We start from the raw sequence: 26,632 nt of genomic DNA on the forward strand, positions 1-26,632 counted from the left end.
AGGAAATATCCAAATAACAAAATCCCGAATTTTCAGTATATTCAGTGAGACCAAAACTCAATTTCCATGTTGGACCTATGGCATACAGGCATCGTCACAAAGTTGGTGGATGAAACCCACAACACCCGCCGCTTTTGGATAGAGGTACCGGACATGGATCGGTTTGACTTTAAACCGGGGCAGTTCGTAACCCTGGATCTGCCTATTCACGAGAAAAAAAACAAACGCTGGCGTAGTTATTCCATTGCCTCTCATCCTGATGGCAGCAATGTGTTTGAGCTGGTGATTGTACTCCTGGAAGGCGGATTAGGCAGCACTTACCTGTTCAATGAAATAAAAGTAGGGAGTGAACTGCTGCTGAGAGGGCCACAGGGAATTTTCGTACTCCCGGAACCGTTAGACAGGGAATTATTCCTGATCTGTACGGGTACAGGAATAGCTCCATTCCGGTCGATGGCACATTACATTCATGAACACGCCATTCCGCATGCGCCTATTCACCTCATTTTCGGGGTGCGGTATCAGCATGACCTCCTCTATGCGCAGGAGTTGCAGCAGCTTGCAGCCGAGCTGCCCAACTTCAACTACATTCCTACTTTATCACGTGAGGAAAACTGGACGGGTAAAAAAGGATATGTACATAGTGTATATGAAGAGCTCCTGCAAAACGATAAACGTCCGGCTCACTTTTTCCTTTGTGGCTGGAAAGCCATGATTGACGAGGCAAAACATCGGATACAGGCACTGGGCTACGACCGGCATGATATACACCAGGAATTATACGGATAACCGCTAAAACCTGAATCCCATTCCCCACTCCGGCGTTGGAAACGGCGCTACATATTCTTTTGAAGCCATCGCAACAAGTCCTACTCTCATTAGCAGGTGCTTTCCAATAGTACGGCGATAATGCATAGACATCCAGCCCAGCCAGGTATAGCTGGTGCTAATATCATCATACCAAAGCGAATCACCTGACATGTAGGTGAGTCCTGCACCGAATTCTATCATATGTCTGGGAGAGGGAGCCAGCACATAGTTGAACCCGAATGGCAGCGTAGTTTTGGCTTTATATATTCTCTTATAGGTAATATGCGTACTCCACGATTGCCGTTCTTCAGAATACTCCGGCACATATCCGAAACCGATTCTGGCGCCGAGACCTTTGTCCGTGCCGTTGAACCGGATATCATAATTCAGGGATATGCCGCAGGCAGGACCAGCAACGCCTAGCAATATTGTCTGACTGTAGGGGTGTGGCGCTTTCTTTACCGAGATGTTGGTCCTCTCTGTTGGGGGCTGTGTTTGCGCCGTAGCGGACAAACAACACATAAAAAGGGCTATGACAGTTATATAGCTTCGTATAGGCATAAAGGTGGTTGCTTATACTTATATAACGGTCATAGCCACTATAAGTTACCGGAAAATAGTACTAGAGAATTTTGCTTAATACCAGTGCTTTCACTTCTGACAGTGGGATGCGTTCCTGCTCCATGGTGTCGCGGTGACGGATGGTTACAGTACCATCTTCTTTGGTCTGATGATCAATGGTTACGCAGAAAGGAGTACCAATGGCATCCTGGCGGCGGTAACGTTTTCCAATGGCATCTTTTTCTTCATAGAAGCAATGGAAAGCAGGTTTACAATCATTCATCAACTCTCTCGCCAGCTCTGGTAAACCATCCTTTTTAGTAAGCGGAAAAACAGCCAGTTTAATCGGCGCCAGTTTAGCTGGTAAGCGCAATACCACACGGCTATCCTGTTTATCTGCAGTGCTCAGATCTTCTTCTGCGTAAGCATTACAGATAGTAAGCAGGAACATACGATCCAGACCAATAGAGGTTTCTATCACGTAAGGCACATAGTTCTGATTGATTTCTGTATCGAAGTACTGAATTTTTTTCTTGCTGTATTCCTGGTGTTGTTTCAGGTCAAAATCACCACGGGAGTGAATGCCTTCCACTTCTTTGAAACCGAATGGGAACTCGTATTCAATATCCACTGCGGCATCAGCGTAGTGCGCTAATTTTATATGGTCTTTGAAATGGTATTTAGCAGGATCGATGCCCAGGCTCAGGTGCCATTGCATACGTTCTGCTTTCCATTTTTCATACCATTCCTGTTGTGTGCCGGGGCGTACAAAGAATTGCATTTCCATTTGCTCAAATTCGCGCATACGGAAAATAAACTGACGGGCTACGATTTCATTTCTGAAAGCTTTACCAATTTGTGCAATACCGAAAGGCACTTTCATCCTGCCGGTTTTTTGTACGTTCAGGAAGTTGACGAAGATACCTTGTGCCGTTTCAGGACGCAGGTATATTTCGCTCGCTTCATCTGTAACGCTACCCAGCTGGGTGGAGAACATCAGGTTAAACTGACGTACTTCTGTCCAGTTAACGGTACCGCTAACACCACATTTTATTTTATTGGTTTCTATTAATGTTTTCAGCCCTGCGAAGTCGTTTTCCTTCAGCAGTTCATCCATTTGTGCCAGGAGTGCATCGCCAGCTTCTTTGGATAATGTTTCTGCGTGCCCTTCAATGAGGTGATCTACACGGTAGCGTTTTTTGCTATCCTTGTTATCAATCATCGGGTCGCTGAAATTATCCACGTGTCCGGATGCCTTCCAGGTAGTAGGATGCATGAAGATGGCAGCATCAATCCCCACGATATCTTCGTGCAATTGGGTCATGCTTTTCCACCAATAATCCTTGATGTTTTTCTTCAGTTCAGCCCCGTACTGACCGTAATCATATACGGCACTGAGCCCATCGTAAATTTCGCTGGACTGAAAAACAAAACCATATTCTTTACAATGCGATATGATCGCCTGGAATTTATTCTGATCTGTAGACATAGTGGCGCAAAGATAAATGCCTATTTTGAAAATACGTATGCGATTATTAAAATATTTGTAAGACAATGACGAACAGATATGCTATCCTTCCTGAACCACTTCCGGCTCATGTGGAACCTCTATTTGTTTGATCCAAACGGCATATTCGTTGGGGTAAATCTGTGCCCCGGAATGCTGTACATATACGCGGGTAAATACAGCCCCAAAGTACAAGATAGCTGCGGAATAGTATACCCAAAGCAGTATAATCACGATAGAACCCGCGGCTCCATAAGTAGAACTTACTTTGCTGGCTCCGAGATAGTATCCTATCGCAAATTTACCGAGCATAAAAAGAATGGCTGTAGCAATGGCGCCCACCCGCACATCTTTCCATTTAATACGGGCATCTGGCAGTACCTTAAAGATGATAGCAAAAAGCGTGGCTATCACCAGGAAGGGCACTACAAAATCTGCCAGGGAGAAGAGGATTCCGGAAGTTATCTTTCCCGGTAACAAGCTCACCACCAGCGTGGAGAATAATTCTACCAACCCATTAATGGCCAGGGATACCAACAGGATAAAGCCCAGACTCACCACCAGTGAAAAGGAGAGGAGCCTGTTAAGGATCATGCGTAACAGGCCATTCTTTTTGGGTTTTGATTTCAGCCGCCAAATGTGGTTAATAGAGTCCTGTATTTCGGCAAATACCCCGGTAGCACCAATGATGAGTGTAACAAAACCCACTATGGTAGCCCAGTTCATATCGCCGGAAAGGGAGGCATTCTTAATCATATCCTGGATCTGCAAAGCGGCGTTACTACCTACCAGGCCGCTGATTTGTCCGTAAATATTACCTTCTACGGCATCTTTACCAAGAAACAAATCACAGAAAAAAATGATGATGATCAACATAGGGGCAACGGAGAATATAGTATAATAAGCCAATGCAGCACTCAGCTTCAGTACTTTATCTTCAATGAATTCGCTTCCGGATTGTTTCAGTACCTGCCAGATCTTTTTTAGCTTTCCCTGTTTTTGCATAGCAGTGTTTTATAAGCAGCACACAAAAAGCGTGCAGGCTGCATTAGGATTTTAATTTGGGGTTATTATGATGCCGCTGTGCATCGCGGATATTTTTCTTTTCAAAGTTCTTTTCCAACGCTACCGTCATATCAATACCCGTTTGATTAGCGATGCAGAGCAATACCCACATCACATCAGCCAGCTCATCTGCCAGCAGCTTTTTGTTATCACTTTCTTTCGATGACTGATCACCATATTTGCGGGCCATCACACGGGCTACTTCTCCTACTTCTTCTGTGAGTATGGCCATATTGGTCAATTCACTGAAATAACGCACTCCCGTAGTGTTTATCCAGCTATCAATTTTTTCCTGGGCTTCCTGAATGGTCATGGATTAGTTTTTATTTATTAAAGATAACGGATTGACTGCATTGCTGTCTTCTTTATTCCCGGTGATGAGAATCGATGATAATGGTGACAGGGCCATCATTTAACAAGGCCACTTTCATATCTGCCCCAAAAATACCTCTTTGAATAGTGGTCCCTAAATCCTGCTCCAGCTGAAGGATCATTTTCTCATACAAAGGGATCGCAACATCTGGCTTACTGGCACGGATATACGAAGGCCGGTTTCCTTTCTTCGTGGAAGCGTGCAAGGTAAACTGACTCACCAACAATATATCACCGTGGATATCTTTCACCGATACGTTCATCACTCCATCATCATCATTAAAGATCCGGAGATTCACGATTTTAGTGCTCAGCCACTGAATATCATCTGTAGTATCTATATCTTCTATGCCCAGCAGCACCAGTAATCCCTGCTGAATTTGCCCGGTAACAGCTCCGTCTACCGTTACCGATGCGGAACTAACGCGTTGTATAACTACCCTCATGGCTCCATTTTTTATGGGTGGGAAATTAAAGCAAATCGGTCGATTCTGTAACTTTTCGCCCTGCCTCACGTTTAAACTGCACCAAAATCATTCTTCCATGACCCGTATCTCTTACATTTTACTTATTGGATTCATTTTATTTGCTGCCTGTAAAAGTTCAAAAAAGGATACTCCCTGCGATGGTATTATGTGTGATTCCCCTGCGCAGTTGATGTTTGGATTTAAACTGATAGACCCAGGCACCGGACATGATCTGGTGTATGGCCCCGATGCCCGTATACCATTAGACAGCATCAAAATTCAGATGCCTGACACGCTTATGCAGGTAAGACAGTGGATAGATACTCCAAGAAACAAGGCAGTGCTGTTTTTTTATGTGAGAACTCCTCAGTCATTGCGTGTGGGCAGACCAGGAAAGTTTACATTGGATAAAATGGCATTTTTGACGAAGACGTCGGGCTGTTGCGGATCGTCAGTATATGGCCTCCTGCTGAATGACAACCCCGTTCCGGTGAAACGGGATTCATCGGGGATCTTCCTGATTCCTTATACTTTATAGGTGTAAGGAAATATGTTCCCTTACTGATTCCATTGGCATATAAAGCCTGAAAGCACAAAGAAAAGGGCGTATTCGCTGCAGTTTTAATAAATTGCCCTTCTTTAGTGCTTTTTTATATTAAAAATTAAATATACATGAATATCAATGTGACCGCTGAAATCACGTTTCGCACTGCCCGCAGCGGTGGTAGCGGAGGACAAAACGTGAATAAGGTGGAAACCATGGTAGAAGGCTATTTTGATATAATGGCTTCTGCCCTGTTAACTCCGGAACAAAAAGCCGTGCTGATGGAGAAATTGTCTAACCGCATTAACGCGGATGGTCTGCTCCAGGTGAAATCCCAAACAGAACGTACCCAATTGGGCAACAAGCAGGAGGTGATCTCCAAAATGAACGAGATGATCAGCAAAGCGCTGATCCCCCGCAAAAAGCGGGTGCCCACCCGGCCATCCAAAGCAGCCCGGGAGAAAAGAATTGAGTCAAAAAAGCGATTATCGGATAAGAAACAACAGCGCAGGGGCGGGTTTGAGTAGCTGGCTGCTGGGTGTTGCACTCGTTGGATTCACCCATTAATCTGGCATACATAATCCGTAATTCGTATTTTGCACCAAAATATCTGGGAATTGAGTATTAAGAAACTGGCAGGACAAACGATGTATTATGGGCTAAGTAATATTGTGAGCAAATTGCTCAATTATTTTCTTACCCCCTTTTATCTGACGATTTTAACCCGTGCATCATTCGGGGAGATGTCTAACGTTTATGCCTATATACCTTTTGCCAATATTGTGCTGACTTATGGTATGGAAACGGCTTTTTTCCGTTTTGCCAAAAAGGAAAACAAAGCGAATGTACTGGGAACCACCACGATATCCCTGCTGTTGTCGACCATCTGTATCACCATCTTATTATTGCTGTTAAAGTCTTCGGTCATAAATTCCTATGCCGGGGAACTGGCGGGGCTGAATGGTCATCCTACCTATTATACCTATGTGGTGATGCTGATGGCGTTTGATGCGCTCACAGCCATTCCATTTGCCCAATTGCGGCTGGAAGACCGTCCCGTGAGGTATGCAGCTATTCGTATAGCCGGAATCGTTACCACTATTTTCTTCAATATTTTTTTCCTGGTCATCTGCCCGAAGCTATACGCAGCAGGCCACCACTGGGTGCCGGATGTACAAAGCAGCAGCGACCAGACGGGATATATCTACCTGAGTAATATGCTGGGCAGTGCCATTACCCTGGTACTTTTCCTTCCACAGATCCGCAAAATTCAATGGAAATTTGATGCCCGGCTATGGAAGCAGATGATGCACTATGCCCTGCCACTGATTATTGTGGGTATGGCGGGCATGGTAAACGAGACCTTCGACAGGGCCTGGTTTTTACCCCAGTTCCTCCCGGGGAATAATATGGAAGCTAAAAAAGAAGTGATTGCCCTATACAGTGCCAATTACAAACTGGCTATACTGATCACGATGTTCATACAGGCATTCAGGTTAGGAGCGGAGCCCTTTTTCTTTAAGCAGGCAGAGAGCGGCGATCCCAGGAAAATGTACGCCCGTATCATGAAGCTGTTTGTGATCATGCTCTGCTTCATGTTCCTGTTTGTAAGTCTTTACCTGAATATCTGGAAAGCTTTCCTCCGGGTGCCTTTCTACTACCAGGGGATGCGGATTGTGCCTGTTTTATTGCTGGCCAATATGTTCCTGGGGATCTATTATAACCTTACTATCTGGTTCAAACTTACTGACCGCACCAAAACCGGGGCAGTGATTACCATATTGACGGCCATTCTTGCTTTCCTGCTGAATTACTGGTGGATTCCGGTGATGGGCTATTATGGCGCGGCACTGGCTACCATGGTTTGTTACTTTATTCAGATGGTGGTGTGCTACGTCTGGGGGCAAAAATACTATCCTATTCCTTATCATCTCCCTAAACTCATTACCTACGTAGGATTGGCTATAGGCATCTACTATGTGTTTAACTGGCTAAACGGGCTGGTGCTCTCACCCAAAGATATCTACGCCCTCAAACCCCTTCCCCTCGCAGTAGCAACAGCTTTCTTTGCAGCTTATGCCTGGTTTATTTTCCGTATGGAGAAGAAGGAGTTTGCCCGATTGCCGGTAATCGGGAAGTATATAGCGAAGTAGCTGTTAGCAGTTAGCTATTAGACTTTAGCGGTTGCTTCTGGCGACTGCTGTTAGCGGTTCCTTTTAGCTTTTAGGCATGAACAGGTTAGATTAGAAACGGATTGTGCTTCTTTTCAAAGCCAACCGTGGTGGAAGGTCCGTGGCCAGGGAATACCCTTACCTCGTCTGGCAGGACAAACAGTTTTTCCCGGATACTTTGCAGCAGGGTGCTGTGGTTGCCTCCTGGCAGGTCGGTACGGCCAATGCTCTGGTAGAACAATACATCGCCTCCAATCACGAAATGCTGGCTTGCACAGTAGAAAGATACGCTGCCGGGAGAATGGCCAGGTGTAAGCAATACCGTTAGTTCGTCTGTTCCAAAGGGAATGGTCTCTCCTTCCAGCAGGTATCGGCCAGCCATAGGAGAAGGCTCAAAGGGAATATTGTACATGGCAGCGGCTCTCTGGGAATTATCCAGTACCGGCTGTTCCAGCTCATGAAACTCCGGACGCACTTTATACGTATCTGATACGAGTTTATTACCAAAAATATGATCAAAGTGACAGTGCGTATTCAATAATCTTATAACATTTAACCCGTGTGTTTGTATATATTGTAATAATTCTTTTCTTTCGTCCTGAAAATAACATCCCGGGTCTATAATTATACATTCCTTTTTACCGTTAATAAGCAGGAAGGTGTTTTCTTGTAATGGACCAAAAGTGAATTGTTGTATTTCAATCATTGTTACCCGATTTTTTTAGGCTAATTTTAAAACAGATCACAATATTATCAATACTTTCTGTATGAACAGATTTATTACCCGGTTATTATTCCACGGTACCCTATTACTTGGAACGATAGTATCGCAAGCCCAGACCAATACAGTAGAATTCGGCCAAAATCGAGTGCAGTTCAAGAACTTTAAGTGGAGATACTATCAAAGCCGTCATTTCAATACCTATTTCAGTCAGAATGGACTTGAACTTGGTAAGTATGCCGCCCAGGTAGCCGAAAAGGAATTACCTCAGCTGGAACAGTTCATGGAGAGCAATCCCAGACAGCGCATTAATATTGTGGTTTACAACTCCTTCGGGGAAATGAAGCAGTCCAATATCGGTATTGGCGTAGAGTGGCAGAATACAGGAGGGGTAACAAAGCTGGTAGGGAACAAGATGATCGTTTACTTTGATGGCAACCATGAGCACCTCCGCCGGCAGATAAGACAGGGTATTGCCCGTATTATGCTGGAAACATTGCTTTTTGGGGAAGATATCGGCGAATTTGCCGGTAACGCCGCCCTCATAGATTTCCCTAAATGGTTTACAGATGGTTTTATAGGATATGCTGCCGAAAACTGGACGGCCGAACAGGATGAGGAACTGAAACTGATCCTTATGTCCGGCAAATACAGCAACTTTAATGCACTGGCCTATGACCATACCTTCCTGGCAGGCCAGGCTTTCTGGTATTATGTGGAAAGTAAGTATGGCAAAGATGCTGTGCCTTACCTCATGTATATTACCCGTATTAACCGCGGGCTTAAAAAAGGATTTGAACAGGTATTGAACCAAACCCCTAAAAAAGCAACTAAAGACTTCTTCGTATTTTATCAGAAGCGATTCCAGGAAGATAACCGCAGGAGAAAAACATCCGCCAAAGGCCGCACTATTGTAGCCCAGGAAATAACTCCCAAGTCAGAATACTATCGTTTCAATCCAAACCCTAAGAATAACTCTTATGCAGTAGTGGAATTTAAAAAAGGCGTATACCGGGTGCAGATACAGCTTGGATGGAACAAACCCAAGGTACTGCTGCGTAGTGGCGTAATGCAACTGGCTAACCAGGTAGATCCCAACTATCCGCAGCTGGCCTGGAACACTAAAGGCAATCGTCTCGCCGTGGTATATGAGCATGAAGGCAAAACCAAACTGATGATCTATGACCTGATTACCCATACGACTATACGGCAGGAACTGAATCAGTTTGACCGGGTAATAGACTTTAAATACATGCCGGTACAGGAAAATACCCTGTTACTGTCTGCCGTAAAAAATGGCCACACCGATATTTTCACTTATAATATCAGCAATTCCAAAACAGACCAGATCACCAATGACGTATATGATGACCTGGATCCTTCCTTTGCTGCCTTCCCTGGCAAAAGCGGCATTATCTATTCCTCCAACAGGGCCACGCCTAAAGGAAGAGGTTCAGATACTTCGCTGATGAACAGGCCTTTCAATATTTTTATGGTGGACAACTGGAACAAGAGCTCTGAAAAGCAGATCACCCAGTTAACTGACCTCCGGTATGGTAACGCCAAACTGCCGATGCAGTACAACACTACCCACTTCACCTTTGTATCTGACGCCAACGGTATCCGTAACCGTTATGCCGGGTTCTTCAAGTCCCAGGCCGATGGCGTGGATTCCCTGTTTTATGTAGGCTCAGAAATTCTGCATAATCCGGAACCGGAAGAACTGGACTCCGCACTGGCCGCCTATGGTGCCACAGCGCCGGATTCTATTGAAGCAGTGGCGCTTACTAAAGATTCTACCTATACTTTCCCTATTTCCAACTACCCTTATGGTATACAGGAATCCCGGATTACCGGTGAAAAGGGAGAAGTATCTGAAGTGGTACAATATGCCGATATCAAACGCCTGATGAAGCTGAAAGTAGATACGGTGGTACTGAAGAAAAGAAACATCACCGCCCGCGCTACCAACTTCAGACGCTCACAGATGCATAACGATAGTCTCCGTTTGGGACTGCCCACTTTCCAGGCGCCATTAAAAGACACCACTACCCATACTAATTTCTTCCAGAATGAATTTGGCAACGAACCGGCCGACAGCACCGCTACTGGTGAGGCAAAAGGCCCTACCCTGTTCGAGAAGAAAAGAGAGGACGAACAAATACTGAAGAAGTCAAAGCTGTTCCCATATAAATACAAGTTTGCTTCTGATTACCTGATCCTGCAATTGGATAACTCGGTGCTGATTAACAAGTACCAGCCTTTCACCGGTCAGCCGCAGGCCCCTATACGTCTTACGGATCCTGTGAACGGATTAATCAAAATAGGGGTAAGTGATCTGTTTGAAGACCTGAAATTCAATGGTGGCTTCCGTATTCCGTCTTCCCTGCAAGGGTCTGAATATTTCTTCAATGCCAGCTATCTGAAAAAGCGGTTTGACTACAAATTTACGTACTACCGTAAAGTGGATAAGAACTCCGCATTGAACTTTTATGATTCAACCGGCAACCTTACCGCTTCCGGACCTACTAAGTTTATTACCAATATTTACCAGGGAGAAATGCGTTATCCGTTTGACCAGGTGAGAAGCATTCGTTTATCGGCAGGTATACGTACTGATAAACTGGTAGTACAGGCTACAGATAAACCACCTTTGTTATTTAAAGATCGCAAAGAAACGTATGCATTAATGCGCCTGGAATATGTGTATGACAATACCATTAACCCGGCTATTAATATCTGGAATGGTACCCGCTATAAAATTTATGGAGAAACCAATGCGCAGTTAACCAATAATGGTTTGAATGAGCTGTTCAACCCAGCTACTTCTGCAGCTGCTCAGGGCAGATTTACCTATAACATGGGGATAGATATCCGTCACTATGAAAAGATTTACCGCAACTTCATCTGGGCTACCCGCTTCGCCATGGATATGTCGTGGGGAACACGTAAGCTGCTGTATTACCTGGGTGGTGTAGATAACTGGTTAAATCCACAGATCAATACCAATAACCCGGTAGACATGAGTGTGAACTATGCTTTCCAGACTTTGACTGAAAATCTGCGTGGTTACAAACAAAATGCGAGGAACGGTAACAATGCGATGGTATTAAATACAGAGCTTCGTTTACCTGTATTCGCCACATTTATAGATAAGCCTATCAACTCTGCTTTCCTGCGTAATTTCCAGGTAACCTCCTTCATTGACATAGGTACTGCGTGGAACAAAAAGCTGAGCTTTAAGGATGCTAATTATACCAATTATACCAATCCTACTTCTGGTATCACTACCCGTATTAAAGAAGGATTCCTTGGTCCGTTTGTAGGTGGGTATGGCTTCGGTGCCCGTACCACTATTGCCGGCTACTTCCTCCGTGCAGATGCAGGCTGGCCTGCAGTAGCCTTTTTCAGAGGCAGCCCGATATGGTACTTTGGAATGGGGGTAGATTTCTAAACGCGAATTTTTAACTTATTAATAGAAAAGGGAGAACAGATCATGTTCTCCCTTTTCCTTTTTATGAAATACTGATCAGCTATGTTGTTTCTTTACCAATGGATACATCAGGCTCAGGAAGACGCCCATGCATATTGTAAAAGCCCATGCACTGCGGTTTTCCCAGGGATGCAACACGATGTCTCTCATATCACCCAGCAGGGTAAGCGGATCTTTTACAATGTCCCAGCTGTTATATCTTAAGAATCTGCCAATATAAACGCCCATTCCACAAAGGAACATCACCGGGAAAGTGAATAACCAGGCCGGCCAGCGGGAATGGCGCTGACTCCACATGTTTTCCATACTGCGAATAGAAATGTATCCCAGCATCATACCATTCCAGGCAAAGGAAAAAATTACAAACAGATCAAACCATAGTGGTACCCCTCCATCAAAGAGGTGGAAGAGATCTGTGAGTATATAAGGCGCATTGGGAATAAACAGCAGCCAGCAAATAAAGCAGCCGTACCAGTTGTAACGGTTCTTTATCTGCTCCGGATGTTTCTCCATCCAGCGGGTAATGGCAAAAGGCACATAAGCCAGGAAAAGGTTCCATATCAGGGAAACACGCAGGTTACTGCCGGTATGGATAACACGACATAAGAGCAACGCCAGACTAAACAGCACAGAGGCATACAGTGTATATTGAGGCCGGGAGCGGCTGATACGGTGTTGTGCTAAACGGATGGTTCTTTTCAATTGCATATGGTTATGATGTTAGATGGTTTTAAAAATATAGGGAATAAATATGACAGCCCCGATAATAGCCGCGGCTATGGCGGCTATTAGTACTGCGCCCGCAGCTACATCTTTGATGAACTTCACTTTGGGATGTAGTTGTGGTGAAAGGTGATCCATTATTTTTTCAACGACCGTATTCAGCATTTCCGTTGTCCAAACCAATGCTGTTGCGAGGATGATCCAAATCCATTCCGGCGTTGCTATTTTATACCAGCAACCGGCAGCTACTACAACGAGGGTAGCGATTGCGTGGATGCGTGCATGCGGCTCACTGCGCAGGAAGGCGCCAATACCATTGAATGCGTATCCGAAGCTGGCTAACCGTTTGCTGATATAAGAATTTCCCATGTTCGTTTTTATTGAGTAATAGTGGTGTTTTTATGTCCTAACTTATCCCATTTGATGGTGGTACTGAAGTACATGATCAGGGCCAGAATAATAAAGAGTCCTAAGCTTCCCATCAGCAGTGCCTGGTCTTCTGCACTGATGATTACATAAATAAATCCGTAAATCAGTGTAAGTGTGGCTCCTATGCCTGCAGCAATACGGGTGCTTTTAAAGGCAGCAGCCGTATATGCAATAATCAGACCTATCGTGAGTACACTGGCAATAATGTAAGCCATAATAAAGTTAATTTGTTCTGAAATAGATATGAGCAGGGTATAAAAAATACAAAGGGCTAACCCGATCAGGGCATACTGTATTGGATGAAGGGCGCGGCGCTGTGATAATTCAATAAAATAAAATACAAAGAAGGTAAGTCCGATGATCATGATGGCGTATTTCACGGCACGCATAGACATCTGGTGGCTTTCAGCAGGCATAAATAATTTGATACCGAAGTCGGCGGAGTGGATATTAAACTTTTTTCCTTCCCAGCTTTGGGGATAGCTGCGGTTCAGGTGCTGTACCTGCCAGGAAGCGGCAAAGCCTTTATCGTCTACCCGTCTGGTTTTAGGCGGAAAGGCCTCATCAAAGCTGGGGTTAGGCCAGCTGGAGTTGATGGCTACTGTAGTGGTTTTACCAATGGGGGAGAAGCTAATCCTGCCAGAGCCTTTTACGCCCAGCTCCAGGGAGAAATTGCCGCTCAATGCGCTGGTGTCCCCTGGTATGATGGCCAACGGTGACTGGATACCGCTGTTAAACAGATCACTGCTGACCACCCCGGGGTTAAAAAGGTAGTTCTTACCATTCCACATCATCTGCACCTGGTTATCAATGCCGTGGAGATCGCTGATGCCAATGAGTAATGACGCATGTTCCCAATCTAAGGCGGAAGGAGAGATGTTTAGAGATGCTATAGCTTCTCTGTTAAAAGCGCCACTCAGTTGCAGTTTAGCGTTGTACACCGCTACATTGAAAATACCTCTTTGTAATTTTTCTGGTAAGAGTTCCCCGTTGATTTTAAGATTTTCCGGTAACAGGTAAACATAACTGGCTGCGTTTCCCGAAGTGGATTTATAGGGAATGGCCAGCACCGGACCTGTGATGTTCTGTTCATTTCCCCAGCGGCTGCTGACTTCCTTGGAAGCTTCCTCCTGCCTGTCTCGGCGCTCCCATATGAGGTTTTGAATCATGTTGGCGGGTATCAGCAATATCAGTATCAATATTACAATAATGCCTGCTTTAAGGGCGTAGGCGTACCTGTCGAAGAAAGAAAGTGGTTCATTAGTTGAAGGTTCCATGTTTTTATTTTTTAGAAAGTACTTTGTATTTCAAAGTAAAAAGGCAAAAAAAATTTATTTAGTGAATTTTATCATGTGCTCCAGGGCCGCAAGATGCCCTTTAAAGGCCTTCTCACCGGCAGCGGTAATAGCATAGGTTGTATTGGTTTTGCGGCCAATAAAGCCCTTATGCACTTTCAGATAGCCATTTTCTTCCAGTGTATTGAGGTGAGAAGCCAGATTACCGTCTGTTACTTCCAGCATTTGCTTGAGGTCATTGAAATTAACTTCCTCGTTCACCATCAATATACTCATCACGCCCAGGCGTATACGGCTCTCGAATATTTTGTTTAAGTTACCTATCGGGTTCATGCTATTGATTAAATAGTCCTTTTCCGTTCATATTTCCACCACATCAATGCACCATAAATGATGTGTAGCAGACCAAAACCTACTGCCCAAAAATAAAGGCCTTTACGCAAATAGAAAAGATTAAGTATACCGAGGATCGTTTCACATATGCCCAGGTACTTCACATCCGGCAAGGTATATTTGCTGGCATTAATAATGGCCAATCCATAAAATACCAGGCAGGTAGGGGCTACCAGCCCTTCCAGGTGATTATATAACAGACCCGCAATGAAAGCACCTCCGGCAGCCAAAGGGATAGCCGTGTTAATCAGCACTTTCCGCGCGGTTAAATCCCAGATCGGTAAATTATTCTGCCGCGCCTTGCGCCAGGTAAAAAAAGTTCCCCCAGCCAGCGCCGCTGCCATTACAGCTAATCCCAGGGCGATTAAGCGATACTTTAATATCCTGTAATCTGCATCATTGTAGGCACCTACAGCTTCCCATCTGACATAATATGCTACCAGCCAGTTATGCGCTATGAATGCTCCAATCAGCCCGCTGATGCCGGCAGATATTCCACTTAATCCACTCAGCGAAATGAAACGGCTGCTCCGCTCCATGAGGCGCTTAATGTCAGTTAATGCTTGCAGATGTTGTTGGTCTGTCATACAAAAAAGTACTTTGCATTACAAAGCTAATAGAAATATTTGAATCTTAAAATATAATTTTTTGTTATAACTGCGTTACCTAAAGGATACCGTCTGCGTAGAATAGAGATAAATAATATAATATTGTTGTCAGATATGGTTGGCTGGAAAAGAATATTAGCAATAATCATCGGCGTAAGCGTTTGGTGTTCGGGTTTGATGGCGCAGCAGTATAAGGTTAGTGGAGTGGTCAGGGACGCGCACTCACAGGAAATCATCCCCTTCGCCACTCTTCAGTTCGTACATACCCAAACCGGTATGGTTAGCAACGCGGAAGGTAAATACCTGTTCGAACTAAATGGTATCCCATCAGATTCATTACTGGTAAGGGTAATGGGATATAACATGCTGAAACTCCCCGTACATAAAGACCTGAAAGAACAGACGATCAATTTTGAAGTCACCCGCTCAGATGTTTCACTGAAAACATATGAAATAAAAGCCAACGTAAACTGGGCCCTGATCCTGCTCAAACAAATTATTAAACATAAACCGGAGAACAATTATAACCGCCTCGATAATTATAAATATGAGGTGTATAATAAGCTGGAGCTGGACATGAAGAATCTCAATAAAGAGAAACTTGGAAGAAACCGCTTCACCAAACCATTCGCGTTTATTTTTGACAACATAGACAGTACCTCGGAAGACAAACCCTTCCTACCCATTTTCCTCACCGAAACATTGTCGGATTATTATTTCCAGTCGAGCCCCCGCAAGACAAAAGAAGTAATTAAAGCCGCCCGTACCTCCGGTATCGATAATGAGAGCGTGACAAAATTCCTGGGTGGAATGTACCAGAATATAAACGTGTACAATAACTTCATTCCCGTATTCGATAAACAATTTGTAAGCCCGATACATCATAATGGCGCTTTCTATTACGACTACTCCATTGCTGATACACAATACATCAACGGACAACGGTTTATTAAACTAAACTTTACGCCCAAACGAAAAGGAGAAAACACCTTTATCGGTGATCTCTGGGTACATGATACCACCTACGCCGTTCAGAAAACAACCTTATCCGTTCCCCGCGACGCCAATATCAATTTCGTTCATAAAATCAGTATGGTACAGGAATTCCGGCAACTAAAGGATAGTTCCTGGTTCCTGTATAAAGATAAATTTGTGGCCGACTTCTGGGCACCCAGCCCAAGGCCGGGGAAGACGTTTGATTTTATTGGCCGCAAAACAACGAGCTATGATAACGTCATTACAAATGATACCGCTGCCACCAACATCTTCAGTGATAAAAAGTATCCGGAACCTGTAGTGGTAATGGACAGTGCACGCATCCGGAAAGACTCTTTCTGGATGGATAACCGTCCGGAAGACCTCAGCAAAAATGAAGAAGGCATTTACAAAATGGTGGATACCCTTCAGAAAATGCCGCTGTTCAGAACGTATTCCAATACCATCCGTTTCCTGGCCACCGGGTATAAACCAGTTGGGCCCATTGAGTTTGGCCCTTACTATTACTTGTTTTCACAAAACAGGCTGGAAGGATTCCGTTTAAGAATGGACCTGGGTACTACCCCTAAATTCAATAAAGATCTCTACTTATACGGCTATCTTGCCTATGGCTTCAAAGATCACGTATACAAAGGCAAGATGTCTGCTTTATGGCTGCTGAAAAGGCATCCACGCACCTACATCTATGCTGCCTATACAAAAGATCTGGATAATGGTACCCACTATTATGATGAAGTAGGTACGGATAATATTTTCACCCTGGCCATACGCAAGGGTGGAGTGCCTCAGAAATTTTTGATGGTAGATGAAAAACGGGTGGAATTCTTCAAGGAATACTACAGCGGTTTTTCTCATCAGATAAACCTGGTACACAAACAGGTAAGGCCATACGAGCCATTACCCACCGCCGCAAACTATCCAAAGGAACCCAACAACCGGGATCCGCTGACCAGTATGGAAATAGAAGTGAAATTCCGCTACGCTTTCCATGAGCAATTCCTGGAAGGCAATTACTACCGTATTAGTTTAGGCAGTAAATATCCGATTGCAGAGTTAAAACTTGCTGCAGGTATACCTGGCATCGCTAACAGCGGCCAGAAATACCAGCGTGCGTCACTTAGTGTATCCGACTACATTAAACTACCGCCTTTCGGGTCTATTTACTATAATGTATTTGGTGGTAAAATTTTTGGTACCGTCCCCTACACTTCCCTGGAAGTGCACCCTGGTAATGAAATTTACTACTATAACAAATATGCCTTTAACATGATGAACCGCTTTGAGTTCATCAGTGATCAATATGTAGGATTCAACGTAGAGCATACCATCGGTAATGGTGTATTCGGTTACATTCCATTAATCAAAAAATTAAAATGGCGCCAGTTCTGGACAGCGAAAGGCGTGATCGGCTCTTTATCTGAATCCAACAAACAACTGAACCTTAACAACGGCTATCCATTTAAAACCTTACAGGGCAATCCCTATCTGGAACTGGGTACTGGTATAGAAAATATTTTTAAATTCCTGCGGGTAGACTTTATCTGGAGAGTAACACCCGATGTAACGCCGGGAGAACCTGCCAACAAGCGTTTCGGCGTATTCGGCAGTTTCAAACTACAGTTTTAATTGTTTGCTCATGAAAGATGTAACACATACACCGCTGTTTGAAAGTATCATGGTGGGCGAAATAGATGGCCATCCTTATGATCTGCATAATGATTTTCAATGCATCAAAATACAGTTGGATCCTACCGATAAAAAGCTACAATTAAGATTCACCAATGATGACTTCAAAATCATTGTAGAGTTTCATCAGGCAACGATTACCAACTTCACGATCCATCCTGAAAAATCAACTGACAGTGGGACCCTTGATCAGTTTTATCGCGGACGATTTAAATACAACAATAACCTGCATGAAATGACGGCACAAGGTAAGTACTATTACTACCTGTCTTTACTCGAAAAAGATGCCATAGAGCTATTTGCTAAAAGTGTTACCCTATCTTTAAGCCGGCTGAATTCCTGATACATGAAGTATTTGCCGTACCTGCTGACAGGCTGCCTGATTAGCTCCTGCTCTTATGTTCAGAAAAAAATGAAAGAACAGCAAATAAAAACATGGAATGAAAGAATAGCTGCTTATAGAAATACATTAAGACAGGATATCTTCCTGAATATTCACAAAGAAAGCCTCCGCATAGACAGCTTCCTGGTAAGCAAATCCACCAATGGCAGCAATACTGTATATACCTATCAAAATGACCAATACACTTTCGCCATTTCATTCGATAGCAGTTATCAACGTTTCACGTATAGAGAGAAGGAGGAGGAAAGTAAACTTTTCACACTGAACAGAGATACTACTTTCACATTAAATGATCATCACTTCCGGGTATTCAAGCTATTCCTGAACACGGATATAGCAGATGGTAGCAGTTGTTATTTCTTCTCTCCTGATGTCGGTGTCCTGGTGTATAAATCAATGACCTGGCTTAACTCCAGCAATTTATCCTCTCAGAAAAACGGAATGGATCCGTTGATATTATCTGCGTTGCTTATGAAGTTGTATACCGCCAACGATTTCGCCTCCATAGAAACTCCTGTTCCGCCACTTCCATCCAATCTCAAATAGCAACCATCACTAATTTTTAATACCCTGGTTATTTATCAGACCGTATCAGCTGCTTCGCAGATCAGTTTACAAGCCCATTCAATTTCCGCGGGCGTAATAATAAGTGGAGGCACAATGCGCATACATTCCGCGGCAAACAAGAACCAGTCGGTTACCATACCATTTGCGATACAATAATCAATGATTTTTTTATTGATAGGGAAGCTCTCAAATTCCACAGCTATCATCAATCCAAGAGAGCGTACAGATTTAATAGCAGGGTGTTTCAGCTGTTGAAGAAATAACTGCTCCTTTACTTTTACATCTTTCAGCAAATCCTGATCCAGTAAGGCCTGGAAGCCTGCACGACCAGCCGCACAATTTACCGGATGACCACCAAAAGTAGTAATATGGCCCAACACGGGGTTGTTGGTTAATGTCCACATAACTTCGCGGGAGGCGATGAAAGCACCTAAAGGCATACCACCGCCTAACGCCTTGCCCAGCAGCAAAACATCCGGTATGATACCGAATTGTTCAAATGCCCACAGCGTACCATTTCTCCCGAATCCACACTGAATTTCATCTAATATCAGCAATGTTCCGGTAGCAGTACATTTAGCACGAAGTGCGTGTAGCCATTCCCGTTGTGGTAAATTTACACCGCCCTCTGCCTGTACCGTTTCTGCAATAACGGCTGCGGTATTATGTGTAATCAGTTCCAGCGAATCAAAATTATTATAGTCCAGGTGTTGAATGCCTGGCAACAAAGGCCGGTAAGCATTACGCCAGTATTCATCGCCCAGGATGCTCAAGGCGCCCTGCGTAGACCCGTGGTAGCTACGGTTAAAAGCAGCGATTTCTGTTCTGCCGGTAAAACGTTTAGCCAGCTTCATGGCGCCTTCTACAGCTTCTGCACCTGAGTTGGTGAAATATACGCAGTCCAGCTGTTCCGGAAGATGTTGTGTGAGCAGTGTGGCGAAGGCCACCTGTGGCGACTGTACAAATTCACCATATACCAGCAGGTGCATATATTGCTGCGCTTGTTCCTGTATTGCTTTTACTACTGCCGGATGGCAATGGCCTACGTTACATACGCTAATACCGGCAATGAGGTCAAGATATCTTTTGCCATTTACATCCCACATATACATGCCTTCCGCCTTCACTATTTCCAATGCCAGAGGAGCATCAGAAGTTTGCGCTAGGTGCTGCAAAAAAAGTTGCCTGTTGTTCATATCACTAACTACTCTGTTCTTTGCGAAGTTAGAAAACAACTGCTAATTAGTAATTGTTATATTTGTAAAGTAAGCATTAAAACACATTATTATGGCGCACATTATTCCACTAAAAGGAATTACTCCTCAAATTCCAGAAGACTGTTACATTGCCCCCAATGCTACTATAGTAGGGGATGTAGTAATGGGAAAAGGCTGCACGGTATGGTTCAATGCTGTTGTTCGCGGTGATGTAAACAGTATACGTCTGGGCGAAAATGTGAACGTACAGGATGGTGCAGTGATCCATTGTACCTACCAGAAGTCAAAAACCATTGTAGGTAATAATGTGTCTATTGGTCACAATGCTATTCTGCATGGCTGTACAATTGATAATGATGTGTTGATCGGAATGGGGGCTATTGTAATGGATAATGCCCATATCAGCAGCAATAGTATTATTGCCGCCGGCGCGGTGGTACTCGCCGGTACCAATGTGGAACCAGGTACTATTTATGCCGGGGTGCCTGCCAAAAAAGTAAAAGATATTGATATGGCCCTGATTAAGGGAGAAATAAACCGTATTTCCAAGAACTATAACATGTACGCATCCTGGTATCAGGAGGCAGAAGAAGTAAAAGAACCATAACCCGTTCATGTTATAGAAAAAGGTTATATTGCAGGCAAATACCCTCCTATGAAATCTATTTTGTGCCTGCTCATATTGGGCAGCATCCTGTTTACCGGCTGTTCATCGCAGAAAACAGGATGCCCCTCTTCCAATTACTACACGAAAGATATCAAGCAAAGTAACCGCAAGGCGGGTAAACAAATGAGCCGTTTATTTTAAAAAATTACTCATGCGTAAAACCGTCTCCATCGTCTTATTGCTGGCTGTTATCCTGTTAGCCGCCTGTCGTACTCAAAAGAAAGGTTGCCCACAACCCAGACGTAACTGGGGTGCTGAAAAAGTGCTGGACGAATTAGGTAAACCAAAGAAAGGCTGATCAGTACTGTTCTTCCTGTATTGTTTCCAGGATGGTAGCATAGCTAACATACCTGTCTACATCGATATGCCCTTCCTCTACGGCGACTTTCACTGCACAGCCGGGCTCATTGATATGCAAACAGTTGTTAAACTGACACTGGGTAATATAGGGTTGCATTTCCAGGAAATAGTGGGATAATTCCGGCTTGGGAATGTCTACAATACCAAATTCCCTCACTCCGGGGGTATCTATCAGGCATCCGCCAAATGGCAGGTCATACATTTCGGCAGACGTAGTAGTGTGTAATCCTTTGCCGCTCCAGCCACTCACGGCTTTGGTTCTCAGGTCCAGGCCCGGCATCAGTACATTGATCAGAGAAGATTTCCCTACACCGGAATGTCCGGCCATCAGGGTAGTTTTATCTTTCAGCAATGCCCTTACTTCATCTACACTATCGCCTTTGGAAGCAGAGATCAATAAAACCTGGTAACCAATACTGCCGTATAGTTCCTCCAGTTCATCATACTTCTCTGTTTCTTTTTCCTTATAAATATCTTTTTTGTTGAACACCAGTATCACCGGAATGTGGTAGGCTGCGGCAGTAACCAGGAAACGGTCTATAAAGCCCTGTGAGGTACGTGGCTCCTTTACGGTACAGATCAGCATTGCCTGATCCATGTTAGCGGCTACAATATGTTTTTTGTTTTTCCCATGAGGGGAGCTGCGCACAATATAATTCTTGCGGGGACCGATTTCCGTTATCATGGCATTTTTGGCATTCGCATCGCTGTCGTCCGGCACTATTTCCACTGTATCACCCACCGCAATGGGGTTGGTGGAAGTAATATCTTCATCTTTCTTGAAAATACCTTTCATTCTTGCCTGAAATGTTTCACCTGTGGTAGTTTTTACCACATACCAGCTTCCCGTTGATTTATATACTGTTGCTTGCAATAGTTTCTGATATTTTATAAGAGTACCAAAGGTACGGATAAAGCGGAAAGCAAAAAGCTATTAAGGCTGTTTATACATTCGCCTCAATAGCTTTTAGCTTTATCCTTTATGCTTTCCGCCTCTTAGGGCAGGCTTTTGAACAGACTATAACGCAGTACTACTTCCAGTAGTATGCATCCCAGTGCGATCATGGCCAGGAGGAAGAAATGCTCTGCGAAGCGTTTGTAGGAGGTAATTTCTACCTTGGTCTTCTCCAGCTGATCAATTTCATTATAAATGCTTTTCAGATCATTGGTATTGGTAGCCCGGAAATATTTTCCACCCGTTTCTTTAGAAATCTTTTTCATCAGCGGCTCATCGATCTGCACGTCCTGCATCACCATTTGCACGCTACCATCCGCCATAGGCATAGGAAACGGCGCTTTGCCGATAGTACCTACCCCAATGGTATATACCCGGATTTTAAATGCCTTGGCGATATCCAGTGCGGTGAGCGGATCTATCAGTCCGGTGTTGTTCACACCATCTGTGAGCAGGATGATTACTTTGCTTTTAGCATGACTGTTGCGCAGGCGATCTACCGAAGTAGCCAGGCCCATACCAATGGCAGTACCATCCTGTAACATGCCGCTTTTCACCTGCATGATCTGGTTTTTCAATACTGCATGATCAGTGGTGATAGGGCATTGCGTAAAGCTTTCGCCGGAAAACACCACCAGGCCAATACGGTCGCTGATGCGTTTATCCACAAAGTCGGTGGCCACTTTTTTAGCAGCCTCCATACGATTGGGCTGCAGATCTTCCGCCAGCATACTACCGGAGATATCTATTGCCATTACGATATCAATTCCTTCACTATCTATGCTTTCAGAAGTATTGGAGGTTTGCGGACGGGCAAGCGCCACAATCAGTGCTATGACCGCCAACAGGCGCAGCACCAGTAATAATGGTCTGAAACGCACCTTCCAGGATATCGGTAATCCTTTTAATCCTTCCAGGGAAGAAACCATCATCACACTCTGCCGGCCCTTGCGGCGGGCAAAGTACCAGTATATCAGCACCGGTACCAGCAGCAATAGCCACAGGAAAACCGGATAGGCAAATTCAATATTTTTCCACGTTGAAAAATCCATCAATTTTCTAATTAAGATCCATTCTGGCTTTATGCTTGTTGTTTCTCACCTTCCGCGCCTGCTGCTTCTGCGGGTACCCCAGCCTTGGGTTTAGTCCACTCCAGAATTTCTTCTGCCTTGCGCATACACTCTTCATGCTCTTCCGCCGTAGGCTGTAATTTGGCGAACTTCGCCAGATCGGCAATAGCCAGCAGGCTACGCAGCTTATCTCTTTGCTGATTCAGCTTCGTAACAGGTTTAATATTCTGCAGCAATTCCTCACTTGTTTGTTCCAGCGCAGCAATGCTGAACTGATGCTCAAAGTAAGTACGCAGAATATCTGTTAACCGGGTATAGTATTGTTTAATATCACCTTGCTGCCACAACTTTTCTTCTTTCAAAGCCTTCAGTTCCTGAGCCGCAATTTCATACGGGGAAACAGTAGGGATATTAATTATCTTTTCTTTCTTAGGTCTTGTACGGAGATACCACCAGATACCTATTGCTACTAATACAATCGTGATCCCGATGGCGATATACAGCCAGTAATCCCAGATATTCCAGGGCACTGATTGCACCGCTTTGATGGGTTTAAAGGCTTTGGTAGTATCTACAGCCACCGTATTTACATCTATACCTACTGGCAGTGTAAACGCTGAATCGGGATTGGTATTGGCCCCGGAGAATACTTCGAATCGCATTGGCGGAATTTCCCAATGGCCGGAGTCAAAACTGGTGAGTGTAAATGTTTGGTGAAGAATGTGCTGATCCTGGTTGACCAGTGTATCCAGAGAAGTACGGGCAACTACCTCAAAATGATCCAGGGAATCCGGTAGTACCGGGAACAGTATTTTAAAGTTGGCGTCCTTAAACTGTGCCGGCGTGAGCTTGGCAGTAAGCTGCAGTTTTATCTGCTCACCTAACCTGATACTGTTGGTATCTGCTTTAGCCGTGACGTCTACCGCCTGCTGTGCCAGCAGGCTAAAAGGATATAACAACCCCAGTAAGCAACATAAAAATATACGTCTTATAACTTGTTGTTTATACATGTTCAATTTGCGCTCCATTATAACTTAGGCCCTCTTGAGGAAAAATGTTTGTAATGCTTTCACATAGTCTTCATCTGTGCGTACGCTTACCAGTTCGGCACCACTTTTCATAAACGCATTTTTGCAGTATTGTGAATGTTGCAGGAATTGTTGCTCATAATACTGACGCACCCGGCGATCGGTAGTATCTATCCATTGGGTAGCACCGGTTTCGGCATCTGCCACCTGTATTAATCCTACTGGCGGTAAATCTTTATCCCGCTGGTCATATACCTGTATGCCTACTACGTCATGCCGTTTGGCGGCGATGTTAAGCGCATCCTGGTAATTGCCGGAAAGAAAGTCACTCAGCATGAAAACGATGCTGCGTTTCTTTGTAGCATTATTAAAGAAACGCAGGGTTTCCTGTATATTGGTTCCTTTACGTTTAGGCGTAAACGATAGTAGTTCACGGATAATGAACAGGATATGTGATTTACCTTTTTTAGGCGGAATATATTTCTCCATACCATCACTGAAAAAGATCACACCTACCTTATCATTATTTTTGATGGCAGAAAAAGCGAGAACGGCGCACAGTTCCGTGATCAGATCACGTTTATCCTGCTTTTTGGTACCAAAGGAAGAGCTTTCGCTCATATCCACCAGTAACATCACGGTCAGCTCTCTTTCTTCTTCAAAAACCTTCACAAAAGGGTGGTTGAATCGTGCTGTTACATTCCAGTCGATAGACCTTACATCATCCCCAAAATGATAATCTCTCACTTCGCTGAATGACATACCACGTCCTTTGAAGGCGCTATGATATTCGCCCGCAAAAATGTGGTTGGTAAGCCCTTTCGTCTTTATTTCTATTTGTCTTACCTTCTTTAATATTTCAGCCGTATCCAACATGAGAAATTACGTATTACAAATTACGAATCTAAAAGCTAATAGCTAACGGCTAAAAGCTATCCTACGGTACTTCTACAGCGTTCAGTATTTCGCTCAGTATGTTTTCGCTGGTTACGTTTTCTGCTTCCGCCTCGTAGGTTAAACCTACACGGTGACGCATTACGTCAAAGCATACATTACGTACATCTTCCGGAATCACATAACCGCGGCGTTTCATGAAAGCATATGCTTTAGCAGCCCAGGCCAGGTTGATACTGGCTCTCGGAGAGCCTCCGTAAGCGATCAATGGCTTCAGCTTGTTCAGTTTATACTCTTCCGGATTACGGGTAGCAAAAACGATATCAAGAATATATTTTTCAATCTTCTCATCCATATACACCTCTCTTACCAGCTTACGGGCTTCCATGATATCGGAAGGCTGTATGATGGGGCGGATAGGAGCCATGGCTTCCGGATTCAGGTTTTGACGGATGATCAGTTTTTCCTCTTCCTTGGTAGGGTAGCCGATCACTACTTTCAACATGAAACGATCCACCTGTGCTTCAGGCAGGGTGTAGGTACCTTCCTGTTCAATTGGGTTCTGGGTAGCCAGTACCAGGAAGGGTTCGTCCAGCTTGAAAGTGGTGTCACCAATGGTGATTTGTCTTTCCTGCATGGCTTCCAGCAAGGCGCTCTGCACTTTTGCCGGAGCACGGTTGATTTCATCTGCCAGGATAAAATTGGCGAAGATGGGACCTCTGCGCACCACGAACTCGTTCTTCTGCTGGTTATAGATCATTGTACCTATCACATCCGCAGGTAAAAGGTCAGGCGTAAACTGAATACGGCTGAATTTAGCGTTGATAGCGGATGCCAGAGACTTGATAGACAAGGTTTTTGCCAGACCGGGTACGCCTTCCAGCAGTACGTGGCCCTGGGCCAGCAAACCGATGAGCAGTCTCTCCACCATATAACGCTGGCCAACAATTACTTTACCTAACTCCATTGTGAGCAGGTCCACGAAGGCGCTTGCCTGGTGAATCTTCTCATTCAGTTGCCGGATGTCGGACGATGTATTTTCCATGCTAATAATTTTTCAGGTGTGCTAAAATAAACATTCTCTGGTCAAATAAAACTTATCACTATGTGAACAGGCCGTTAAAATGCTGTTAAACTTGCCACTGTGGCCATTTCCGGGCACCTAATCATTTAATGGCGCTGCCTAAATTAATAAAGCCCGGCATATTTATATAATATTTTTCCCTATAACGTACATTTGCCGGGACAAGCTTATGGCAAAACACCAACAATTTAAAGCAACAACAATATGGAAGATTTTGAGCAGCGCTGGAAACCAGTAGAAGAAATGCTTACCGAAAGGTTTGGTAAAAAGCCCAATATGGAAGCCATCCTTTTCCTGATCGGCGTAAATGAATTAAACAATCTTAAAAAGAAATATACCAAAGAACAAAAGCAGGATCTGATGCATGTGGCCGTATGTACCCTTCTGAGTCAGAGCGGATACTTTGAAGTAGATGGCTACGATAAAGAAGGATGGCCTCATTTTAAAGAGTTACAACCCGTTCCCAAAATGGAAATGATGGAACAGGAACACTTCCTGAAAGAGCATATTATTGCTTACTTTGCTGATCACGAAGAAGCATAAAGA

28 protein-coding genes and 1 pseudogene are annotated in these 26,632 nt (G+C 44.2%); 12 read left to right on the forward strand and 17 right to left on the reverse strand.

Features of this window, described 5'->3' with window-relative positions:
* Positions 1–66: 66 nt before the first annotated feature.
* On the forward strand, positions 67–789 hold the full coding sequence (locus tag AC1DP6_RS01360; RefSeq protein ID WP_477053259.1) for a ferredoxin--NADP reductase: 723 nt from the start codon (positions 67–69) through the stop codon (positions 787–789).
* A 3-nt stretch (positions 790–792) separates the two neighbouring features.
* On the opposite strand, the gene AC1DP6_RS01365 is transcribed toward AC1DP6_RS01360, so the two are convergent.
* From AC1DP6_RS01365 to dtd, 5 genes are all read right to left on the reverse strand, one after another.
* The gene (locus tag AC1DP6_RS01365; protein ID WP_477053260.1) at positions 793–1,332 is read right to left on the reverse strand and encodes a hypothetical protein; all 540 of its coding nucleotides are present in this window, start codon (positions 1,330–1,332) and stop codon (positions 793–795) included.
* Positions 1,333–1,432: 100 nt separating this feature from the next.
* On the reverse strand, positions 1,433–2,860 hold the full coding sequence (locus AC1DP6_RS01370; protein ID WP_477053261.1) for a glycine--tRNA ligase: 1,428 nt from the start codon (positions 2,858–2,860) through the stop codon (positions 1,433–1,435).
* An 81-nt stretch (positions 2,861–2,941) separates the two neighbouring features.
* A complete protein-coding gene (locus AC1DP6_RS01375) occupies positions 2,942–3,883 on the reverse strand; it encodes a YihY/virulence factor BrkB family protein (RefSeq protein ID WP_477053262.1) in 942 nt (313 codons plus the stop codon).
* 43 nt (positions 3,884–3,926) lie between these two features.
* Positions 3,927–4,256 (reverse strand): nucleotide pyrophosphohydrolase, encoded by a 330-nt coding sequence (locus AC1DP6_RS01380; protein ID WP_441573100.1) that lies wholly within the window; start codon positions 4,254–4,256, stop codon positions 3,927–3,929.
* A 52-nt stretch (positions 4,257–4,308) separates the two neighbouring features.
* Complete coding sequence (gene dtd / locus AC1DP6_RS01385) at positions 4,309–4,761, reverse strand: D-aminoacyl-tRNA deacylase (protein ID WP_477053263.1); 453 nt, start codon at positions 4,759–4,761, stop codon at positions 4,309–4,311.
* A 97-nt stretch (positions 4,762–4,858) separates the two neighbouring features.
* On the opposite strand from dtd, the gene AC1DP6_RS01390 reads away from it, so the two are divergent.
* From AC1DP6_RS01390 to AC1DP6_RS01400, 3 genes and pseudogenes are all read left to right on the forward strand, one after another.
* Positions 4,859–5,320 (forward strand): hypothetical protein, encoded by a 462-nt coding sequence (locus AC1DP6_RS01390; RefSeq protein WP_477053264.1) that lies wholly within the window; start codon positions 4,859–4,861, stop codon positions 5,318–5,320.
* Between the two features lie 152 nt (positions 5,321–5,472).
* Positions 5,473–5,853: pseudogene (arfB, locus tag AC1DP6_RS01395) on the forward strand (alternative ribosome rescue aminoacyl-tRNA hydrolase ArfB); the annotation flags it as partial.
* Positions 5,854–5,943: 90 nt separating this feature from the next.
* Positions 5,944–7,479 carry a lipopolysaccharide biosynthesis protein gene (locus tag AC1DP6_RS01400; protein WP_477053265.1) on the forward strand — a complete coding sequence of 512 codons (1,536 nt, stop codon included), beginning with the start codon at positions 5,944–5,946 and terminating at the stop codon, positions 7,477–7,479.
* 85 nt (positions 7,480–7,564) lie between these two features.
* Here the strand turns inward: AC1DP6_RS01400 and AC1DP6_RS01405 are convergent, their stop codons facing one another.
* Positions 7,565–8,203, reverse strand: coding sequence for an MBL fold metallo-hydrolase (locus tag AC1DP6_RS01405; protein WP_477053266.1), 639 nt, complete (start codon positions 8,201–8,203; stop codon positions 7,565–7,567).
* Between the two features lie 61 nt (positions 8,204–8,264).
* On the opposite strand from AC1DP6_RS01405, the gene AC1DP6_RS01410 reads away from it, so the two are divergent.
* Positions 8,265–11,672, forward strand: a complete 3,408-nt coding sequence (locus tag AC1DP6_RS01410; protein ID WP_477053267.1) for a hypothetical protein — start codon at positions 8,265–8,267, stop codon at positions 11,670–11,672.
* 75 nt (positions 11,673–11,747) lie between these two features.
* Here AC1DP6_RS01410 and AC1DP6_RS01415 read toward each other — a convergent pair whose 3' ends face one another.
* Genes AC1DP6_RS01415 through AC1DP6_RS01435 form a run of 5 tightly spaced genes read right to left on the reverse strand, consistent with a single transcriptional unit; the run spans position 11,748 to position 15,138 of the window.
* Positions 11,748–12,419 (reverse strand): DUF1361 domain-containing protein, encoded by a 672-nt coding sequence (locus AC1DP6_RS01415; protein WP_477053268.1) that lies wholly within the window; start codon positions 12,417–12,419, stop codon positions 11,748–11,750.
* Positions 12,420–12,431: 12 nt separating this feature from the next.
* A complete protein-coding gene (locus AC1DP6_RS01420) occupies positions 12,432–12,803 on the reverse strand; it encodes a diacylglycerol kinase family protein (protein WP_477025052.1) in 372 nt (123 codons plus the stop codon).
* 8 nt (positions 12,804–12,811) lie between these two features.
* A complete protein-coding gene (gene creD / locus AC1DP6_RS01425) occupies positions 12,812–14,140 on the reverse strand; it encodes a cell envelope integrity protein CreD (RefSeq protein ID WP_477053269.1) in 1,329 nt (442 codons plus the stop codon).
* 54 nt (positions 14,141–14,194) lie between these two features.
* The gene (locus AC1DP6_RS01430) at positions 14,195–14,491 is read right to left on the reverse strand and encodes a winged helix-turn-helix domain-containing protein (protein ID WP_133806897.1); all 297 of its coding nucleotides are present in this window, start codon (positions 14,489–14,491) and stop codon (positions 14,195–14,197) included.
* Between the two features lie 8 nt (positions 14,492–14,499).
* A complete protein-coding gene (locus tag AC1DP6_RS01435) occupies positions 14,500–15,138 on the reverse strand; it encodes a hypothetical protein (protein ID WP_477053270.1) in 639 nt (212 codons plus the stop codon).
* 123 nt (positions 15,139–15,261) lie between these two features.
* On the opposite strand from AC1DP6_RS01435, the gene AC1DP6_RS01440 reads away from it, so the two are divergent.
* Genes AC1DP6_RS01440 through AC1DP6_RS01450 form a run of 3 tightly spaced genes read left to right on the forward strand, consistent with a single transcriptional unit; the run spans position 15,262 to position 18,790 of the window.
* Complete coding sequence (locus AC1DP6_RS01440) at positions 15,262–17,781, forward strand: DUF5686 family protein (RefSeq protein WP_477053271.1); 2,520 nt, start codon at positions 15,262–15,264, stop codon at positions 17,779–17,781.
* 10 nt (positions 17,782–17,791) lie between these two features.
* Positions 17,792–18,184, forward strand: coding sequence for a hypothetical protein (locus tag AC1DP6_RS01445; protein WP_477025056.1), 393 nt, complete (start codon positions 17,792–17,794; stop codon positions 18,182–18,184).
* A 3-nt stretch (positions 18,185–18,187) separates the two neighbouring features.
* A complete protein-coding gene (locus AC1DP6_RS01450; protein ID WP_477053272.1) occupies positions 18,188–18,790 on the forward strand; it encodes a hypothetical protein in 603 nt (200 codons plus the stop codon).
* Between the two features lie 35 nt (positions 18,791–18,825).
* Here the strand turns inward: AC1DP6_RS01450 and AC1DP6_RS01455 are convergent, their stop codons facing one another.
* Positions 18,826–19,986 (reverse strand): aspartate aminotransferase family protein, encoded by a 1,161-nt coding sequence (locus AC1DP6_RS01455; RefSeq protein WP_477053273.1) that lies wholly within the window; start codon positions 19,984–19,986, stop codon positions 18,826–18,828.
* Between the two features lie 112 nt (positions 19,987–20,098).
* Here AC1DP6_RS01455 and AC1DP6_RS01460 point away from each other — a divergent pair, with 112 nt between their 5' ends.
* The 3 genes from AC1DP6_RS01460 to AC1DP6_RS01470 are packed head-to-tail and all read left to right on the forward strand — an operon-like array spanning position 20,099 to position 20,993.
* Positions 20,099–20,635: a gamma carbonic anhydrase family protein gene (locus tag AC1DP6_RS01460; RefSeq protein WP_441573085.1), complete on the forward strand. Its 537-nt coding sequence runs from the start codon at positions 20,099–20,101 to the stop codon at positions 20,633–20,635.
* A 48-nt stretch (positions 20,636–20,683) separates the two neighbouring features.
* Positions 20,684–20,836: a hypothetical protein gene (locus AC1DP6_RS01465; protein ID WP_441573084.1), complete on the forward strand. Its 153-nt coding sequence runs from the start codon at positions 20,684–20,686 to the stop codon at positions 20,834–20,836.
* A gap of 10 nt (positions 20,837–20,846) precedes the next feature.
* On the forward strand, positions 20,847–20,993 hold the full coding sequence (locus AC1DP6_RS01470; protein WP_441573083.1) for a hypothetical protein: 147 nt from the start codon (positions 20,847–20,849) through the stop codon (positions 20,991–20,993).
* Here AC1DP6_RS01470 and rsgA read toward each other — a convergent pair whose 3' ends face one another.
* The 5 genes from rsgA to AC1DP6_RS01495 all read right to left on the reverse strand — a co-directional run bounded on the left by rsgA (position 20,994) and on the right by AC1DP6_RS01495 (position 26,047).
* Positions 20,994–21,929, reverse strand: coding sequence for a ribosome small subunit-dependent GTPase A (gene rsgA, locus AC1DP6_RS01475; protein WP_441573082.1), 936 nt, complete (start codon positions 21,927–21,929; stop codon positions 20,994–20,996). It abuts the gene before it with no gap.
* 122 nt (positions 21,930–22,051) lie between these two features.
* Complete coding sequence (locus AC1DP6_RS01480; protein ID WP_477025061.1) at positions 22,052–23,062, reverse strand: vWA domain-containing protein; 1,011 nt, start codon at positions 23,060–23,062, stop codon at positions 22,052–22,054.
* Between the two features lie 29 nt (positions 23,063–23,091).
* Positions 23,092–24,090 (reverse strand): hypothetical protein, encoded by a 999-nt coding sequence (locus tag AC1DP6_RS01485; protein WP_477053274.1) that lies wholly within the window; start codon positions 24,088–24,090, stop codon positions 23,092–23,094.
* 24 nt (positions 24,091–24,114) lie between these two features.
* Positions 24,115–24,984, reverse strand: a complete 870-nt coding sequence (locus AC1DP6_RS01490; protein WP_477025063.1) for a DUF58 domain-containing protein — start codon at positions 24,982–24,984, stop codon at positions 24,115–24,117.
* A gap of 61 nt (positions 24,985–25,045) precedes the next feature.
* Positions 25,046–26,047 (reverse strand): AAA family ATPase, encoded by a 1,002-nt coding sequence (locus tag AC1DP6_RS01495; RefSeq protein WP_477053275.1) that lies wholly within the window; start codon positions 26,045–26,047, stop codon positions 25,046–25,048.
* Between the two features lie 243 nt (positions 26,048–26,290).
* Here AC1DP6_RS01495 and AC1DP6_RS01500 point away from each other — a divergent pair, with 243 nt between their 5' ends.
* Complete coding sequence (locus tag AC1DP6_RS01500) at positions 26,291–26,629, forward strand: hypothetical protein (RefSeq protein WP_477053276.1); 339 nt, start codon at positions 26,291–26,293, stop codon at positions 26,627–26,629.
* Positions 26,630–26,632: the final 3 nt, after the last annotated feature.

The sequence above is a fragment of the Chitinophaga sp. 01L420 genome, from assembly GCF_056399985.1.

Coding starts and splice junctions, on each gene's coding strand:
- AC1DP6_RS01460 (WP_441573085.1), top strand. CDS start 20,099: ATGGCGCACATTATTCCACTAAAAGGAATTACTCCTCAAATTCCAGAA.
- dtd (WP_477053263.1), bottom strand. CDS start 4,761: ATGAGGGTAGTTATACAACGCGTTAGTTCCGCATCGGTAACGGTAGAC.
- AC1DP6_RS01390 (WP_477053264.1), top strand. CDS start 4,859: ATGACCCGTATCTCTTACATTTTACTTATTGGATTCATTTTATTTGCT.
- AC1DP6_RS01485 (WP_477053274.1), bottom strand. CDS start 24,090: ATGTATAAACAACAAGTTATAAGACGTATATTTTTATGTTGCTTACTG.
- AC1DP6_RS01450 (WP_477053272.1), top strand. CDS start 18,188: ATGAAGTATTTGCCGTACCTGCTGACAGGCTGCCTGATTAGCTCCTGC.
- AC1DP6_RS01430 (WP_133806897.1), bottom strand. CDS start 14,491: ATGAACCCGATAGGTAACTTAAACAAAATATTCGAGAGCCGTATACGC.
- AC1DP6_RS01420 (WP_477025052.1), bottom strand. CDS start 12,803: ATGGGAAATTCTTATATCAGCAAACGGTTAGCCAGCTTCGGATACGCA.
- AC1DP6_RS01500 (WP_477053276.1), top strand. CDS start 26,291: ATGGAAGATTTTGAGCAGCGCTGGAAACCAGTAGAAGAAATGCTTACC.
- creD (WP_477053269.1), bottom strand. CDS start 14,140: ATGGAACCTTCAACTAATGAACCACTTTCTTTCTTCGACAGGTACGCC.
- AC1DP6_RS01465 (WP_441573084.1), top strand. CDS start 20,684: ATGAAATCTATTTTGTGCCTGCTCATATTGGGCAGCATCCTGTTTACC.
- AC1DP6_RS01490 (WP_477025063.1), bottom strand. CDS start 24,984: ATGTTGGATACGGCTGAAATATTAAAGAAGGTAAGACAAATAGAAATA.
- AC1DP6_RS01365 (WP_477053260.1), bottom strand. CDS start 1,332: ATGTGTTGTTTGTCCGCTACGGCGCAAACACAGCCCCCAACAGAGAGG.
- AC1DP6_RS01360 (WP_477053259.1), top strand. CDS start 67: ATGTTGGACCTATGGCATACAGGCATCGTCACAAAGTTGGTGGATGAA.
- AC1DP6_RS01470 (WP_441573083.1), top strand. CDS start 20,847: ATGCGTAAAACCGTCTCCATCGTCTTATTGCTGGCTGTTATCCTGTTA.
- AC1DP6_RS01480 (WP_477025061.1), bottom strand. CDS start 23,062: ATGGATTTTTCAACGTGGAAAAATATTGAATTTGCCTATCCGGTTTTC.
- AC1DP6_RS01375 (WP_477053262.1), bottom strand. CDS start 3,883: ATGCAAAAACAGGGAAAGCTAAAAAAGATCTGGCAGGTACTGAAACAA.
- AC1DP6_RS01410 (WP_477053267.1), top strand. CDS start 8,265: ATGAACAGATTTATTACCCGGTTATTATTCCACGGTACCCTATTACTT.
- AC1DP6_RS01445 (WP_477025056.1), top strand. CDS start 17,792: ATGAAAGATGTAACACATACACCGCTGTTTGAAAGTATCATGGTGGGC.
- AC1DP6_RS01435 (WP_477053270.1), bottom strand. CDS start 15,138: ATGACAGACCAACAACATCTGCAAGCATTAACTGACATTAAGCGCCTC.
- AC1DP6_RS01380 (WP_441573100.1), bottom strand. CDS start 4,256: ATGACCATTCAGGAAGCCCAGGAAAAAATTGATAGCTGGATAAACACT.
- AC1DP6_RS01415 (WP_477053268.1), bottom strand. CDS start 12,419: ATGCAATTGAAAAGAACCATCCGTTTAGCACAACACCGTATCAGCCGC.
- AC1DP6_RS01405 (WP_477053266.1), bottom strand. CDS start 8,203: ATGATTGAAATACAACAATTCACTTTTGGTCCATTACAAGAAAACACC.
- AC1DP6_RS01370 (WP_477053261.1), bottom strand. CDS start 2,860: ATGTCTACAGATCAGAATAAATTCCAGGCGATCATATCGCATTGTAAA.
- AC1DP6_RS01495 (WP_477053275.1), bottom strand. CDS start 26,047: ATGGAAAATACATCGTCCGACATCCGGCAACTGAATGAGAAGATTCAC.